The 16,404-nt window shown below is 44.2% G+C and carries 17 protein-coding genes; 8 read left to right on the forward strand and 9 right to left on the reverse strand.

The genetic code is table 11. The annotated features are described in order from the left end of the window. Nucleotides 1-119 precede the first annotated feature (119 nt). Nucleotides 120-620 carry a nuclear transport factor 2 family protein gene (locus AB4154_RS04295; protein WP_017059088.1) on the reverse strand — a complete coding sequence of 167 codons (501 nt, stop codon included), beginning with the start codon at nt 618-620 and terminating at the stop codon, nt 120-122. Between the two features lie 164 nt (nt 621-784). On the opposite strand from AB4154_RS04295, the gene AB4154_RS04300 reads away from it, so the two are divergent. Next, entirely contained in the window at nt 785-1,669 is an 885-nt protein-coding gene (locus AB4154_RS04300; protein WP_017059087.1) for a LysR family transcriptional regulator, read from the forward strand. Here the strand turns inward: AB4154_RS04300 and AB4154_RS04305 are convergent. Together AB4154_RS04305 and AB4154_RS04310 are read right to left on the reverse strand one after the other, a co-directional pair. After that, nucleotides 1,666-2,688, reverse strand: a complete 1,023-nt coding sequence (locus tag AB4154_RS04305; protein ID WP_372122310.1) for a DUF2955 domain-containing protein — start codon at nt 2,686-2,688, stop codon at nt 1,666-1,668. The two genes, AB4154_RS04300 and AB4154_RS04305, sit on opposite strands and share 4 nt — an antisense overlap. A gap of 12 nt (nt 2,689-2,700) precedes the next feature. Next, nucleotides 2,701-3,750, reverse strand: coding sequence for an HlyD family secretion protein (locus AB4154_RS04310; RefSeq protein ID WP_372122312.1), 1,050 nt, complete (start codon nt 3,748-3,750; stop codon nt 2,701-2,703). A gap of 406 nt (nt 3,751-4,156) precedes the next feature. Between AB4154_RS04310 and AB4154_RS04315 the strand changes: the two genes are divergently transcribed. Next, nucleotides 4,157-4,399 carry a hypothetical protein gene (locus tag AB4154_RS04315; RefSeq protein ID WP_017068564.1) on the forward strand — a complete coding sequence of 81 codons (243 nt, stop codon included), beginning with the start codon at nt 4,157-4,159 and terminating at the stop codon, nt 4,397-4,399. 116 nt (nt 4,400-4,515) lie between these two features. Here AB4154_RS04315 and AB4154_RS04320 read toward each other — a convergent pair whose 3' ends face one another. Beyond that, the gene (locus tag AB4154_RS04320; protein WP_372122314.1) at nt 4,516-6,327 is read right to left on the reverse strand and encodes a PLP-dependent transferase; all 1,812 of its coding nucleotides are present in this window, start codon (nt 6,325-6,327) and stop codon (nt 4,516-4,518) included. A gap of 142 nt (nt 6,328-6,469) precedes the next feature. Here AB4154_RS04320 and AB4154_RS04325 point away from each other — a divergent pair, with 142 nt between their 5' ends. Next, entirely contained in the window at nt 6,470-6,925 is a 456-nt protein-coding gene (locus AB4154_RS04325; protein WP_017059083.1) for an Lrp/AsnC family transcriptional regulator, read from the forward strand. A gap of 11 nt (nt 6,926-6,936) precedes the next feature. Here the strand turns inward: AB4154_RS04325 and AB4154_RS04330 are convergent, their stop codons facing one another. After that, entirely contained in the window at nt 6,937-7,563 is a 627-nt protein-coding gene (locus AB4154_RS04330; protein WP_372122316.1) for a type II secretion system protein, read from the reverse strand. A gap of 408 nt (nt 7,564-7,971) precedes the next feature. On the opposite strand from AB4154_RS04330, the gene AB4154_RS04335 reads away from it, so the two are divergent. The 3 genes from AB4154_RS04335 to AB4154_RS04345 all read left to right on the forward strand — a co-directional run bounded on the left by AB4154_RS04335 (nt 7,972) and on the right by AB4154_RS04345 (nt 10,893). Next, on the forward strand, nt 7,972-8,880 hold the full coding sequence (locus tag AB4154_RS04335) for a dienelactone hydrolase family protein (protein ID WP_017059076.1): 909 nt from the start codon (nt 7,972-7,974) through the stop codon (nt 8,878-8,880). 331 nt (nt 8,881-9,211) lie between these two features. Beyond that, nucleotides 9,212-10,015 (forward strand): MetQ/NlpA family ABC transporter substrate-binding protein, encoded by an 804-nt coding sequence (locus tag AB4154_RS04340; RefSeq protein WP_017059075.1) that lies wholly within the window; start codon nt 9,212-9,214, stop codon nt 10,013-10,015. Between the two features lie 197 nt (nt 10,016-10,212). After that, nucleotides 10,213-10,893 (forward strand): haloacid dehalogenase type II, encoded by a 681-nt coding sequence (locus AB4154_RS04345; protein WP_017065459.1) that lies wholly within the window; start codon nt 10,213-10,215, stop codon nt 10,891-10,893. Between the two features lie 167 nt (nt 10,894-11,060). Here the strand turns inward: AB4154_RS04345 and AB4154_RS04350 are convergent, their stop codons facing one another. The 3 genes from AB4154_RS04350 to AB4154_RS04360 all read right to left on the reverse strand — a co-directional run bounded on the left by AB4154_RS04350 (nt 11,061) and on the right by AB4154_RS04360 (nt 12,739). Then, nucleotides 11,061-11,429 carry a hypothetical protein gene (locus tag AB4154_RS04350; protein ID WP_372122318.1) on the reverse strand — a complete coding sequence of 123 codons (369 nt, stop codon included), beginning with the start codon at nt 11,427-11,429 and terminating at the stop codon, nt 11,061-11,063. 15 nt (nt 11,430-11,444) lie between these two features. Beyond that, nucleotides 11,445-12,317 carry a patatin-like phospholipase family protein gene (locus tag AB4154_RS04355; protein WP_372052431.1) on the reverse strand — a complete coding sequence of 291 codons (873 nt, stop codon included), beginning with the start codon at nt 12,315-12,317 and terminating at the stop codon, nt 11,445-11,447. An 83-nt stretch (nt 12,318-12,400) separates the two neighbouring features. Beyond that, a complete protein-coding gene (locus tag AB4154_RS04360; RefSeq protein WP_017059071.1) occupies nt 12,401-12,739 on the reverse strand; it encodes a hypothetical protein in 339 nt (112 codons plus the stop codon). A 316-nt stretch (nt 12,740-13,055) separates the two neighbouring features. Here AB4154_RS04360 and AB4154_RS04365 point away from each other — a divergent pair, with 316 nt between their 5' ends. Further along, the gene (locus tag AB4154_RS04365) at nt 13,056-14,564 is read left to right on the forward strand and encodes a DUF3360 domain-containing protein (protein ID WP_017059070.1); all 1,509 of its coding nucleotides are present in this window, start codon (nt 13,056-13,058) and stop codon (nt 14,562-14,564) included. Between the two features lie 60 nt (nt 14,565-14,624). Continuing rightward, complete coding sequence (locus AB4154_RS04370; RefSeq protein ID WP_050645430.1) at nt 14,625-15,188, forward strand: hypothetical protein; 564 nt, start codon at nt 14,625-14,627, stop codon at nt 15,186-15,188. A gap of 202 nt (nt 15,189-15,390) precedes the next feature. Here AB4154_RS04370 and AB4154_RS04375 read toward each other — a convergent pair whose 3' ends face one another. Continuing rightward, the gene (locus tag AB4154_RS04375; protein ID WP_372122321.1) at nt 15,391-16,317 is read right to left on the reverse strand and encodes a hypothetical protein; all 927 of its coding nucleotides are present in this window, start codon (nt 16,315-16,317) and stop codon (nt 15,391-15,393) included. Nucleotides 16,318-16,404: the final 87 nt, after the last annotated feature.

Raw genomic sequence — 16,404 nt, forward strand, 5'->3', positions numbered from 1 at the left:
GGTGTCCTTTTAACTGTCGGATTGTTGAATAGGCTCTTCGCGTCGCTATTCAAAACCAAGTTAAGCTCGATATACGTCTACAGCATATCGAGCCTTTACAACCTAATTGGTCACTGTGGTTACTGTTTGGCGTGATAAGCTTTAGATACTGCGTAGCTATCCTCAAACCAGTTCCAACTCTTCACTTTGCCATCTTCAACCTGAACTCGAACCGCCCAGCTGAATTTACCCGTGTCTACACCAGATTCATTCGCAATGGCACTCATGCTGCCCATGAATACTGCTTGGTCGCCGTTTACAAAACTATAGTCTGTTGACCAGCTTGTGACTTTCAAACCTGCGCCAAATAGAGGAAAGAAAGTGTTGAGCACTTTTTCTTTTGACTCCCAGTTACCGATCCAAGGGATGTCGGCGTCACCTTCGTTGTGCCAGACAAAATCATCGGCCATTAATGACTCGAGTTTTGCCATATCACCTGAGCCTGCCGCCCATAAGAATGCTTGAGCCGTTTCTAGTGTCTTTGCTGAATCGACTGCTTTTGTTTCATCTGCAAGGGCTGGAGTGAATTGAAAGAAAGCCAGAAGACTCGCTAGACCGATAAGTAGATTTTTCTTTAACATTTTCTTTCTCCTGATTGTCAATTTTGAAGCTCAATGCGTGGGAGATTAAAAGTGCCATCAGTGCATGCTTTGAACTTCAGTTCTGTTTGTTGCCTTGTTGAGATAACTATAGCTGTGCTAAATTTTTGGTAAACTCACTAATTGAACACGTTGGATATGCGCAAATGCACAACATAAGATGGGATGACCTGCAATATGTTCTAACAGTGGCGAATGAAGGATCCCTGTCGGCCGCGGCAAGAGCACTTGGTGTAAACCACAGCACCGTTTTACGTCGTATTGACACCTTTGAGTATCGTCACAAATTACGAATTTTCCATAAACTTCCTACCGGATACAAACTAACGGTTGAAGGGCAAAAGCTTCTGGAGTCAGCTCTCGCTATCGAATCCACAGTAAGAGAATTGGAGCACAAGGTTTTTGGACAGGAATTGAAGCTAGAAGGTACGCTAAGAATAACGACGACCGATGCGTTATCTCGCCTCATTCTGGGTACTCATTTGGCTGCTTTTCATCGGCTTTATCCAAAAATTCAGTTAGAACTCAGCCTCACATCTCGTCAATTGGATATTTCACACCTAGATGCAGATATCGCGATTCGCCCGGCAAATGAGTTGCCAGCCCATTTAGTTGGGACCAAGTTAAGTAAAATTGCCTTTGGTGTTTACGGATCGCCAGAATATATAAATGGCCTTAAGAGTAAGCACCCCTTAAAGTCTGCATCTTGGTTAATGATGCATAGAGGCAGTGCTTCGCTACAGGTTTCTGAACTGATTTCGGAAGACAAAATTGTCATGAAAGCCGACTCTTTTGAGCCCCTGATCATCGCGGCTGAAAATCAGATGGGGTTAGCCTACTTACCCTGCTTTTTAGGTAACAGTAAGGGAACTCTGCAAAGAGTAGATATGGAAGTGATGCACCAAAATACAGACCTATGGATGATGACTCATAAAGATTTAGAAGATTCAGCCAAAGTAAAAGCATTTTTTAATTTTATGAAAGGCGCAATCAAATCAGACCATAATCGGTTGGCCGGATTTGATTATTAGAGAACGAGTGCCGGCTCTTCACCATTAGGCTTACGAACAAAATGACACAAAGCCCACAGCACAAACAAAGTCACAGCCAGCTCCCAAGCGCGTAGGAAGGTACTTTCCAACCCTAAATTGCTACTGGTCATGTACAACTGAATCGGCAGCATGGTCGCTAATAACGCATCGGCATGAACGTCTCTCGCTAGACCTTTCGCTTTGGCCATTGATGCGGTGATCATAAAAGCAAATAAGCCCAACACTATGGTGTAGTAACCGAATGTGGACTGATGTCCTGCCATCAACAAAGTGAACACCATGGCTACTGCACAGCCGCCTACTTGAGTTTGAAAACGGCGGTCAACCACGTCAATAAAGCTTTTGTGCGTGGTTTGGGTTGCAGCGGCAATCACTGGAACCATGCAGAACGTTGCTGAGATGATGTCGACAATCATCAAGAATGCCAAACCAAGACCAATCAACGCGAGTGAAATTGCTCTGCTCTCAAATGTGACAGGCTGTTCTTTAAATACAGGAGGCTTGTTTCCTTGCTCAACAGGGAACAGAGCCACCATGGTTTTTGCTACTACCATGGTAATCAACATGGATACCAAAATTTCATGAATACGCATCGGCATATCCATGGTGGTATGCTGAGCAAACACCACAATCAAAATCCAGTTGAAGGTTGGCATCAACATTTTACCTTTCTTCGCTGGCGTAGTGGCTCGACGACGCATAAAGTCGAAGAAGAACAGGCTGATGGTCCACACCACAAACGGATGCTGTGAAAATACCTCAGTCACCACCAACGCTGTACTTGCTGCCAATAAAGTGGGTGCCAAGGTACGGATCAGACCAAGCCAAGAGTAATCTTTATTCTTGGTCATGATGATGGTTGGATACAACGCCAGATAAACGGGAGAGTCTAGGTTTAGTAGCTTTCCCAACACCATACAAATCGTCACAGTAAGTGCGACACGCAGCGCTTCATTACGTTGAGAATGACCCTGTGCGGTGTTTTCAAATGTCCACATCGTCATCTCCTACTAGTAGATGTAGCGAAATGTTGAAACCAAGTGAATCCAAGCAGAGCCAATAACGTGCATTATTGGGTTACCGCTTTCAACAATCACACTCGCTCGTGAACCTGAGATCATCGAAGGATCCAATTCATTAACGGTAATGCGGGTACGTACTTTCTGTTGCTCACGGATCCAACGCGTATCATTAGTCACGCTAGACAGCTTGCCATTGGCATTATTGGTGTCGTAAATCGCACGCTCTTGGCTACTCACTTCCCCCGTAAAGACTTTGCCCGGTAGCACATCAAAAGAGACCAAAACTTCGCGGCCATTAGTAAGCTTATCAATGCCTTTCTCATTGAAGTCCGCACTGATCCACGCATGAGCTTCGTCCACCAGCAGCAATGATGAAGTACCTTGAGTGATATAACTGCCCGATTGCAATTGTAAGTTGGTCACGACTCCTTCCGTTTGCGCGACGACTTGAGTGTGGCCTAAATCCAGTTCCGCACTGGCAAGTTTTGCTTCTGCCAATTCAATGGCCGCTGTGCGGTCTTGGGTAGATAACTCAACTTCAATGCGTTTCACTTCCGCGTTCGCAGCTTCAACCGCACTACTCGCAACTTGTGTATTGGTGATTGCGTCATCAAGATCTTGTTCAGTCGCGAGCCCTTTGTTACGCAGTTTTTGGTTACGTGCGAGTTTCTGTTTCGCGTTGTGATATTCAAACTCTCGTTGGCTTTGTGTTTGTTTCGCTGCTGCTAATTGCTGCCATTTCGCTGAATCAGAATCACGCGCTTGATGCAGTTCGGCTTTCGCTTGTGCCACTTTCAATTGGTAGCTACTGGCATCGATAGCAAATAATGGCTGACCTTTTTCAACCAACTCGCCATTACTAACCATGACGTCGGTAATCACACCGGACACTTCTGGCGCAATGGTCGCCACGTTACGATACAAAGTCGCTTGAGTGGTGAAAGGGGAAACATTATCTGAGGTGACTAAAAAAGCGGAGAACAATGCTGCCGCTGAAAAAACAGTGTAAATTGCGTATCTATAAAAATTTTCGTTCATGTTTGTGCCTAGTTTTCATTCGTTATAAAGCGCCGCGCTCACGGCTTATTCGATTCTCTTTTCTACGAAAACTAGGTTATAACCATTCACAAATGGAAAACAGAGCCAATAAAAGAAGTGAGGATTCCACATTTGGAAAGGTTGATGATTTGTACCGATTTCGCTCAATGGTTGAACGAAAAGGTCAGATAAGGGTGTATTGAAACGTTCGCATTCAGTTCCTCCCCTTTCCTTCCCAGCGTTCAATAAGAGATTGAAGAAGTAAGACCACCCGACTTCATTCCATTGGATTGCTTAATTTTCGCTAGCTTCTTATGGTTAAAATGCCTATTGTACAAACCATAAAATTATAAAGACTCGCGGCCTTTGCCACAGAGACTCTCCATTTAAAGCGAAAAGACTTACTATGAATTTTGATATCAATGCACTGAAACACCACCAACTGGTCGAAGATGGTCAATTAGAAGGGTGTTACATTCATCAGCCTGTGCAAGGCAGTCAACCAGATGACAAAGCCGTTTTAGAAGAGCGTCAAGCGCTAGAAAGCCGAGGATATAAGGTGGTTCAGGTTAAAGCGAAAGGCGGAACAACTACGTTTGCCGAGGCTATGCAAGAACTTGCGAAGAAGACAGGCCACCAGCCTAAATAGTAAGTGACTTGGTAAACCAATATGATCATCGAGAAAGCACCCTACCGACTATTGAGTCAGCTGGGTGCTTTTTTATTGACGGCCTTTGACTGACTAATCTTGTTAACTGACCTAAGTTACTGACTCAGCTCACTGAACTTCGGCAAGCTTTTCACAAACCTCTGGTGTACATCCATATAAGTTTGCATATAGATTTCATCGATATTGTCACTACCCGGGAAGCTGGATGAGAAATCTACGTGGTTGCGGTCAATCGACAATTTAGCCGCCTCGACAATATGAGCAATGAACATTCGAGGATCTTCCAAGCCGATAGAGATACGCATTGTCGTCGGTTTGATACCGGCTTCATTAAGCGCTTCATCACTGAGTTCTGAATGCGTAGTCAGGGCTGGGCACAGCGCCACGGTGTTGGTTTGCCCTAAGCTCACTTGCATGCCGATTGCTGGCTCAAGCATGTCGAAGAACTGTTTGAATCCATCTCGATTGATTGGCGCACGATCGCCGTTACCTTCCATATCGATTGTGAAAAGCGCCGCTGGCAAACCCAAGTACATGTTGTTCTGGCAGTGTTCATAGTTGTCACTGTCTGGCAAAGCAGGACACGATACGTTGATGTCAGGGTGAGCATCAAAGATCTTCGCGAGAGTCAGTGTATTAATCGTTTTTTGCACCACTCGCATCTCATACGTTTTCATACCATTGAGCACTTCAAACGCTTTGTCTGCGTCTAGGAATGCGCCCTTAATGTAGTACACATTCCAAAACAGCGTTTCGTTCCATGGAATGGTGACCTCATCGCCGTTGGACTTGGTGAAAGTGACCTCCTCTCCTTTTGGAATAAACATGGTCTCGTTGCGGCCAATCACAACTCCAGCGGTTGTGGTGCCAGAACCCGCCAGTTCTTTGGTGTAGGAGTGAATCACATAATCGGGTCTTTCCATCACATCATCACGTTTTAGTACTGGATGCAGCAATGGCGTGCCTACTGTTGAGTCAACAATCACATCCCAACCACGAACGTGACCAGCTTTGCTGATACTAGCAACATCCAACACGTATCCATGCGGGTTACACGGTGACTCTAGGTAGACGTAGATTTTCTTACCCGCAGCGATGCGATCTGCGTATTTATGAGCAACCTCATCAAGGCGCGTCGCAAACTCATCACCGGAGTAACCATCCACCCACTCCACCGCGACATTTAGGTTAGACGGTTTCCCAAACCAATCTTCCAACAACTGGTAAGAACCGCCATAGATATTACGTGAAGCCAAGACTATGTCTTCATGTCCAAGTAAATGGCTCAACAATCCATCAATGGCCGCCATACCCGAATTAAAGTTCCATGCGAGGTATTCGTTGGCTCTAGAGCCTGCCTCAATATCAACCATATGGTTAGCCAGTGAAATCGAGGTTGGGTTAAGCAGTCGAGAATAAATATCGTGCAGCGGTTCTTTACCGTTGAACGCATCTTCAATCCATTCTGTACAGGCAAATAAATAGGTCGCAGTGCGCGTAATAACCGGGCTTGCCGAGAAGATAGCCGCCACATTATCGAAGATAGGATACGCGCCTTTAGACGCAAAGTTGCCATTATTGGTGGCAATGGATTGGTAAGTGGCACGCATCGGGTTTTGCAGGTTATCGAGGATCTTAGCGATCTGGAATGACAGGAAACGTTTGGCGTTAAACCAGGCGATTCGGTCACTCTTGTCGAGTTCTGAAAGTCCATCAACGGTCAATGCCCAAAGGTCGTGAGTCTTGGTATTGGCTTTGTACAGCGTCGTCGCCAGTTCGATAAGCGTGACGCCGTAATCACTGTTTGGATCGATACCAAAGTGCTTTGCTTGCTCAACGGCAAGAGCTTCTGCTTGTTCGTGTTTGGTGGTTTTACGCAGCGGGCTAAGTTGAGTTGAAGTATTCATAATTCCTAAGTCATTCCATGCTTGTTGTTCCTTCTTTAATTTTAGTTTTGAGCAGATGTTAAAAATTGCTATTTGCGAAGTAAGACATACACTTTGAGCAATAATATTGCCAAACTAAATTCAATATTGATGGATTATGCCAATGGACGAGATCGACAAGAAAATACTGGCTGAACTGCAAAACAACGCTCGGCTGTCTAATCAAGAGTTGGCCGATCGAGTAGCACTGTCGCCCTCTCCTTGCTTACGCCGAGTTCGAGCATTAGAGAAACAAGGGATAATTCGTGGTTACCACGCCAGTGTCGACCAAGAAGCGTGTGGCCTGCCAGTCAATGTGTTTGTGTTGGTGAAACTTGAAAAGCCAACTGAAGAGAACATGCGAGACTTTGAGCAGCACATTGAAGTGATTGACGAGGTGTTAGAGTGTTTTCTGATGACGGGCAATCACGACTACCTATTGCATGTAGTCAGTGAATCGCTAAAAAGCTACGAGCAGTTCATCCGTAAACAACTAACTCGCCTGCCTAATATTGCTTCTATCGAATCCAGCTTCGCCTTTGGTCAGGTAAAAACAAAAACGAAGCTGCCAGTGAGATAATTAGAAACGACTTAATTTGTCTGTGCTGAAGACATTGGATAGTCATCTCCAATCATACAGATAAGTGCGCCGCCAAAAGCTTTTTCGTAACGTATTTTTCCTGTCGCATCTGAGCTTTCTATACTCGAACTGCCGTCCACAATCTGATTAATTTCTTGTGCCACTTTTGTTGGTACCAACCAGATACAAGCTGCAACAGAGCAAGTGGATGATGACGATTCGCAACCTGTCTCGGAGCTTCCTCTTATCCAAAGACTATCCTTTTCCTTAAGCAGTAATTGCGTTGCTATGTAATCTGGGTGGTCGATGTACTGATCGCCACCTATCCATGTATCTTCATAAGGTAGGTACGGCCCTTTCCATGTGGATAAGCCCGGATTTGCAATTAAGTGATTGATGTTTAAGTAGCCGAAGTTCGTATCGGTATCGGAAGCAATAGGAGGCAGAGAGCCATTATCACGAGAATATTGCTCAGCGGCATCCAAAACAGTATTCAGTTGGCCGATTAGAAATTTTGCCTCGTCGACACGGGACATACGGTTCCCGAACTGGTTGTAGATAAACAAAGCGGCAATGAGCATCAGGAAGCCAAACGTTACAAGTTTCCATTTTTTTATCTGACGCAGAAGTTTCAACATCTATTTTATCTCTCATCAAGAAGGTTCTGATAACGCTAAGGTCGTCCCTATGAGAAAGATTATACCAGAGTAAAATCAAGCGTTTTGCATTGAAACTTACTTGTCCATGTCTACGGAAAATAAGCCTAGCTCTAATGTGCCCAACTTCGATTTAGAGCCTCCCTAAAAACAAACAATCATCACACCCGACTTCACTGACTTAACCCTCAAATCAACCTTGTATTGAATTGCTCCGTAAAACAAACCAAAGCGATGGAAATCGATTCGAAGTGATCGTTTTATCGGACTGTCATCTAATTTTTGTACTTTGATATAACAAATAGCTCAAAAATTATTGAGCGATCGTTCAATTATATCAAATTTTCCACTATAGTTGATTGGTCAAACAACTCACAACAAGGAAAAGTTATGAATCCAAATACCGAATCTCAATCAACGCCGACTCGATCTATCCCTCAAGAAGCATTTGATTGGTACGACGAATATGCACACGGCCTGATTGATCGCAGAGAGTTTATGGCTCGTCTATCTGGGCTAGCTGTACTTGGCTTAACCATGACGACGCTAACTTCTGCACTGATTCCTAATTATGCGCAGGCAGAGCAAGTCTCTTTCAATGACCCTTCCATCAAAGCAACCTACGAGAAGTTTCCTTCACCTAAAGGACACGGCGAAGGCTATGGTTACTTGGTTGTACCCAAAGAGTTAGAGGGCAATGCGCCTGTTGTATTGGTCATTCATGAAAATAGAGGCCTCAATCCATACATAAAGGATGTGGCAAGACGACTCGCAGCGGCGGGGTTTATTGCGTTTGCACCTGATGCACTCTATTCGCTTGGCGGGTATCCAGGTAATGATGATGAAGGTCGAACGATGCAGAAGTCGCTATCAAAAGAGAAAATCGAAGAAGACTTTATCGCAGCGGCAAACTTCTTGAAGTCCCATGAAAAAAGTAACGGTAAGCTAGGCGCAGTCGGTTTCTGCTTCGGTGGCTATATCGTGAATATGTTGGCCGCTGTCATGCCAGAGCAACTCGATGCAGGCGTTCCATTTTATGGTACTCCTGCCGCACCAGATTTAAGAAAAAATGTAAAAGGCCCCTTGCTCATCCAATTTGCGGGAATCGATAAACGCGTGAATGCGACTTGGCCAGATTATGAAGCCGAACTCAAAGAGAACGAAGCAGACTACACAGCTTACATCTATGACGGCGTGAACCATGGCTTCCATAACGATTCAACTGGCCGCTATGCTGAAGAAGAAGCAGAGTTAGCTTGGAAACGTACACTTGAGTTCTTTAACCAAAAGCTTTCTTAATAGTTAGCTTTACTGAACCCGTTTTCTTTAGATTCCGAGTGACTGCCCTATTCCCTACAAAACCCAAAAGGCCTCGCACTCGCGAGGCCTTTGTTGGTCGGTAATCAGTTCCTCCCTTTTCCCATTACCAACAATAGGTTTGAGATGTAAACCAAGGGGGTTAGAAGGGGATTGTCGGTCGAGTCTCACGTACAGAAGCCTCGTTGATTCACTGACTTAACCGCTCATCAATGTAACTTCGCTTCAAACAAACCTATTGACCCGATCGCGCAAATAGATAATATAGATAGCTAGACGTCTACATGTCTTTTATTTATTAAATGGAGTTATCATGAACAGCTACAAAAAAATCACAGCATCCCTGTTGGCATTAGCTTTCGTATTCGGTGTAACAGGATGTGGAAAAAAAGACGAGGCTGTCATCAAGATTGGGGCGACAGTTGGCCCACATGCACAAGTTGTACAAGCTGTTGCCAAAGAAGCAGCAAAGCAAGGGATAAACATTGAACTCGTCGAGTTCTCAGACTATATCACCCCTAACGCAGCATTAGATGATGGAAGTATCCAACTGAACAGTTACCAGCATCAGCCATTCCTCGATAACTTTAATGCCAATCACGATAGCCAGTTAGTTTCTATCGGACGTTCAATTTTGATGCGTATGGGCGTTTACTCGAACAAGTACACTTCGCTTGATTCTATTCCCGAAAACGCTCGAATCGCGATTCCAAACGATCCAACGAATGGCGGGCGTGGACTATTACTGCTTGAAGATGCAGGGCTGATCTCATTAAAAGACAACGCTGGTTTCAACGCGTCTTTAAACGATATTGTTAGCAACCCGAAGAACATTCGATTTGTTGAAGTGGATGCCGCGCAGCTACCCCGCTCTCTTGACGATGTAGATGCTGCTGCAATCACCATGAACTATGTAATGTCGGCTGGACTCGACCCTAAGAAACAAGGCATTTACTTAGAGAAAAAAGACGCACCTTTAGCAGTGATGGTTGTTGCGGCGCGAGAAGAAGACAAAAATAATGAAACGTATAAAAAGATTATCTCAATTTACCACTCACAAGAGATCAATGACTTTTTAGACAGCACTTTCAAAGGCACCATCGAAGCCGCAAATTAAGCTAAATCGTTTCAGATTTGGCGTTGCATGATACTCATAAAGCAACGCCAGATTTGAGTTGGCGGGTTGTCGTTGACGCATTCCAGCTTCTTTTCAAATTAGAGAGCAAAGCTTTAGTTACTTGAATGGAGGTTGAAAACCATATCGTCAGAGCAGATTATGTAAGCATAAAATTCAATTAAATCTGGGGGCTTTGCATGAAAAAAGAAGTGATACTTTTTGATATAAACGAAACGGTTTTAAATTTGGAGTCATTACAGCCTAAATTTAAAGCGGTGTTTGGAAAGGAGGATGCATTATCACTTTGGTTTTCAAAGCTTTTACACTCTTCAACGGTTTGCATCGCAACAAACGTAAAATCTACTTTTTCTGAATTAGCGAATGCAGCGCTCAACGCTATTGCACAACGGTACAAGTGTGATTTAACGGCGGAAAGCAAAGGTGCCTTGTTAACTTCTTTTGCCAATCTACCACCGCACACAGATATCAAAGCGTCTTTGCTCAAATTGCGCGAGAACGGGTTTAAAACCGTCGCTTTTTCCAACTCATCCCTCGATCTCATCACTTCTCAAATCAAGAACTCAGGCTTAGAAGATTATTTCGACACCGTCATTTCCGTTGAAGAAACAGGCAGTTTCAAACCCAATTCAGATGTGTATAACTTTGCAGCCGAAACTTTAAAAGAGCCTGTCGAAAACCTTCGTCTTGTCGCTACTCATGATTGGGACACTCATGGTGCGCTATCCGCTGGCTTACAAGCAGCCTATATAGACCGAACAGGAGTTGAGTATCATTCCTTGTATTTGAAACCGGAGATTAGCTCAAGGACGATGAATGGTGTGGTGGAACAAATAATTAAGCACAATTTAGACAAGTAAAATCTCAAGAGACTTTTCTACTCCTGATTCGATACAACCACCCTGTAGTGGTCAACAAATTCCGGACACTGACTTAACCGCTTTGATCAACCTTGTGTTGAACTGCTCTGGTTATAGAGACGCTGTCGGTTACCTAAAAACTGCAGTTACCTAGCAACAAATATAAGCTAGAAACTACTGTAAGAATGAGGAACGCGTTTGTCTTCATCCCAGCCTGATAGCTCAATATTGATCAATGATTTGCGCTGCTCATTACACAGTGAAGCGATATTGATGATAGGCAGTTGGCTACGAAACTGCGCGGTAAGTATTACCTTTTTACTTTCACTCAGGCTGCTTCGACATTGCGCCAAAACCGCTTCAGTATCTAGTTGGTGTGCGTTCTCGATAATTTGGATATCAGCATTCTCTTGATAGCAATCTATCAACCAAGATACAGCAGGCTCTTCTATGCTGGTGAGCACGATGACATCTTTTGTTGTGACCAATTCTTTGAGTTCAGATAGTTTGAGTTCAGTTTCCATAAATACCCTCATTCAGCTGAAAATACATTAAAGTCGGTTGCCCAGTTTAGCCTGTGCCAAATGGTAACCTCTGTCTATCATCTCTTGTGAGCGATCGAACTCTAAGGTGCCACAAGCATTACGTGGGATCTCAAGCGTAATATCGGCGGGATAAGCGGCCAGCTTCTGGCGAGCAATGGTCGATTGCATCGCATCAAACGCTTGGTTGGCAATGTCGTAAGCAGCAAAATTGAAGCTCATTTTACTTTTTACACTGTTACCGAGATTATCGATAAAGTGAACAACCTTCTCATGCAGGTTACTCTCTTTTGTTGGTAGGGAAACCGGTATCACTTCCTGTTGAAGCATTTCGGGTTCACCACCTAAGTTCACAGCCAGAGTAAAGTCTGTCTTATCACTAAAGGTAGGCGCAATCGGTACGGGATTGAGCACTCCGCCATCAATCAGCACTTCACCATTAATGACATGTGGAGTGAAGAACAGTGGCAAAGAGATGGAGGCGCGAATGGCATCAAACAGAGAACCGGATTGCAGCCAAACCTCTTTTTCATCGGCGACGTTAGCGGCAACTGCGGTATAAGGGATGGGCAGATCTTCAATTGAAATCTCGCCGATCAGTCCACGCAGAGTGTCGATGATCTTGTCCCCTTTGAACATACCACTCGACTGCCATGAAAAGTCCAACAACATCGCCATATCACCTTGATCGATACTGGTGACCCACTCTTCAAATTCATCCAACTTGCCCGCAGCGTAGACACCACCGATAAGTGCGCCAATTGAACAGCCAGAAATGGATTTTATCTGATAGCCATGCTCAATTAACCAGCGGATGACTCCAACGTGAACCAAGCCTCTTGCGCCACCACTGCCAAGTACCAATGAGATCGTTTTTGCCATCATATTAATCCTTTAGTTTTAAATTCTAGGTGGGCTAACTCGCCGATTTACCAATTCGCCGATCTCAACTCACTGAATCACTCTCAGTCCATACGGGTAATGAAGGTTTGCTCGTCATCGACAAAAGCCACGTAGTCGCCGTGATAGATAAAAACCCGACCACGCCCTTCAACGATACACGCAAGCTGTGGGTTCAAATCTTCTTCAATATCTCTACTTTGAAAAGTGCCGGTATCGGTGATCACACCGCGGAGTTTAGGCAAAAATCCATAACTGCGTTTGGCTTGATCAATCAGGCTCAACTCGCTGGCGGTAGAAAAGCAAGCTGGGATTGGGCCTGCATCTTCGATAAACATAGTTTTCAGTTCTTCAAAGGCTGTAATTACCAGCCAGTCGATGCCATTTACGTGATGGATAAACATTGTTTATAAATACCTAGTTTCTCGATAACTCTAATGCGGAGATTCTATCACTATCAAGTGCAGAACGTGGGAGAAATTAAGGGACTACAAATAACCAGACACATACTATCTACAGGGTCTAATACTAGTCGTCCGACTCTACGACTAATGTCTAACCGACTGAGTCTATTTGTTTTTTTGGTTTGGTATAAGGTACTAACAACTAAATGTTAATGGGTTTTTAATTATAAGTTGACGCATTGTTTGCATTTCATACCGTGAGTCAACAACGTTTGTTGGAATAACACACCTAAGAGTGTGAACGAAAGGAATCAAAATGAGCACTACTTTAGAGTCCGCACATATACAAACAGAGAAGCCTCAAGCCAATGAGGATGAACTCACCTATGAACAACAACATAAACCAAGCTCAGAGTTTGAATCCCGAGAACAGTATCTAGAACACGAATTGCAAATCATGTCGCCTAAGCGCTGGCGTCCAAATTTGCCGTTTAAAGATTATCGATTTGAGATAGAAGACACCATCCCAGCGATGGCGGCGACCATTGGTAAAGTGGTTATGGTGGGCGCGATTGCAGCCACCTTTGCTGGGGCTCTCGGATTAAATGAAGACTTCATTCTAGAAAACGTTCGTTATGAACTGCTCATCGCCTCTGTTTTCATTATTATTTTCTCTGGCTTTTTATTGCCGACTGCAAACCTCGCAGGGACCCACGGCCCACTTATCCCTTTGATTCCGATTGTGGTTGCAGCAGGTGGACACCCGATGGCGTTTGGCCTGTTGATTGGCGCTTTTGGCCTCATCTTAGCCATCAGTAAAGGTGGCAGCATGTTGGCCAACCTCACCAGTAAAGGCGTGTGTGGCGGCTTATTGCTCTACCTCGGCTTTGTTGGAACCGCCTCTCAAGTGAAAAAGCTTTTCGCTTGGGCTGAAGGAATCGGTATGAGCCACATCGCGTTTGTGGTGATCTTTTGCACCATTATCTTGTACGCACTACTGGAACACTTCCGCAAACGTTGGTTAGCAGTACCTCTTAGCTGCTTGTTGGGTGGTACGATTGCATTTGCCATGGGCGCCCCATTTGCTTTCCACACTGAGCCAGGCTTGCCCAACATGAACCCTATGTATTGGTGGGGAGAAGATACAGGTTGGATGCTAGGCCTACCGACGATTGAACACTTCATGGTGGTATTGCCGTTTGCGATTCTAGCCGTAGCGATGTGGTCACCGGATTTCTTAGGGCATCAAGTATTCCAAAAGATCAGCTACCCAGAACGTACCGAAAAAGTACACATGAACATCGACGACACCATGACCACGGCATCAATTCGTCAAACGTTCGGTTCTCTGCTTGGCGGTACTAACTTTACATCTTCATGGGGTACTTACATCGTACCAGCGGCGATAGCTAAACGCCCTATTCCTGCTGGCGCGCTGCTCACAGCTCTGTTCTGTATCATCGCCGCAGTTTGGGGTTACCCGATGGATTTAGCTATCTGGCAACCTGTACTGTGTGTGGCGCTGATTGTTGGGGTATTTGTGCCATTGCTAGAAGCTGGAATGGAAATGACGCGTGAAGGAAAAACCACACAGTCGGCAGCGATTGTTGTATTTTCTTCAGCGCTCGTTAACCCTGCATTTGGTTGGGCTCTCACCATGCTGTTGGACAACTTAGGCTTAGTCGGTTGTAAAGAACGTAGTAGTGAACTGAGTAAAATGAGCCGTTGGGTGTTGCCTGGAACTATGTTTATTGTGCTTAGTGGTGTAATGGCGTTGGTTGGTCTTCTACCGGGGATTCCAGCGATTATCCCGAGCTTTCGTTAATATCGATTTTTGGTCTAAACTCCTCAATGAACAACAGGATGATTTAATAAGGAAATAATCATGGGCAGTAAGATTCAAATAAAGCTAGAGAGACCACGGGTAGAGTTACTACTTGAGCGTTATAAAGAGCTGATTGGGGAAGATTATCTTGGCTATCGTAATCATGTTTATAGAACAATCACTTATGCAATGCACTTTCTAGATTATGATGAACAATTTGAAAAGTTAGTCGAAACCGCATTTGTCTATCATGATATTGGCCTGTGGACTGACCATGAACTCGCTTACCTTGAGCCATCAGAAGCAGTGGCATTAAATGACAATGAAAAGGAAAATTGGGGATTAGACCCTGATGCTCTAAAAGGCGCTATTCACTGGCATCACAAAATCACACCGTATAAAGGTCCACATGAAAAAGTTATAGAAGCTTGTCGAAAAGCGGACTGGATTGATGCATCAAAAGGAATGGTTAAAAAAGGGCTCCCTAAGTCCATGATTGCAGAAGTAGAACAAGCTTTCCCAAATCATGGATTTCATGACACTTTATTAAGATTAGCGAAAGACTACGGTGGTTCTACTTTAATTGGTGGCATTAAAGTGACTCGTGGCATCGTAAAGCTGTAATTTCGTAGTAATGGATAGGTTAGACTTCGTTATTTTTTTCTGAATCATGAGTACATTTAACCTCGCCATTTTTGTCCAATTCTGTGTTCACACCCCTACTTTTAATTCCCCCACAAACAACTAAGGCCTCGCACACGCGAGGCCTTGTTTTATCTAAGTTTCAACGAACGATCACCGAAGTAATTGGCGATGGTAAACCACATCAACTCGAGAGCCATTCGTCCAGTACTGTGATGAATTTAGGGTTGATTAGATAGCCGATGGAAGCATGCGGATTGCTTTTTCCGTTTCGAATATTGAGGTTATAAACTGGGTAGATGTCTTTCATTCCGCCGGGTATCAGATCCAGTTTGAGCATATCTTTAAAGTCATTTCTAATTTTGCTGTCATGAGAGATAAAATCATCTTCTGCCGATATGTTTATCCATTGCTGAATGTTTAAAGGGTACTTCTTCTCATCTTTCAAGCGACTCCCTTTTAGCCTATCTTTTACGTTTTCATCGCCTAACGGTGACCCGAGCGTAAGCAATAAGTTGACCTTCTTATCCGCACCATATTCATGCCTATACTCTCCGTAATGAGACAGCTTCCACAACACGTCGTAACTGATCATCGACCCGAGACTGTGCGATACAATCATCACATCATCCTGATTATCAAGCGCTTCCTTCAGTTCAACCATTAGCCTATGCCTAACATCACTGCCAAAATAGGTATCTTCATTCCAATAGTGCGCCATGTCCGGCGCGACCTTAGTTATGAGTGTCTCGGCCACACCCAGCTTTCCAAATAGCGATGAAAAAGTATCCGCTAACGCCTCTTTTAGAAAACCAATTTTAGATACCTTGTTATACGTTGTTTTATTGAACTGGTTTGTCTTGTACTTTTTGAGTTCAGACAGCGCTTGCTGTCGACTTGCAGGATCTTCCGTTGGTTTCTCTAACAATGTGTTTGATAGCTCACCGTAATAGACAAACCGTTTATCGACATCTTTAAAAGCTTGTAATGAACTTGAGCCGATACAATCTCGCTGTAAGCCATGCTCTATAGCCTCGTACCAGAGTGCTTGAAGGGAAGCTTTATCGGGCTTTTGAGCGCGACCATGAATGAATATTATTTTCTTAGCCATAGCAGAACGTCCTAAACACATAGTTAAAATTATTATCAGTAGAAAGCACCACTAGATTCGGTCAGCCCTTACTAATTAACAGTGGTG

It is taken from the genome of Vibrio sp. 10N.286.51.B11 (genome assembly GCF_041469245.1).
Taxonomy (GTDB): Bacteria; Pseudomonadota; Gammaproteobacteria; order Enterobacterales; family Vibrionaceae; genus Vibrio; species Vibrio crassostreae_C.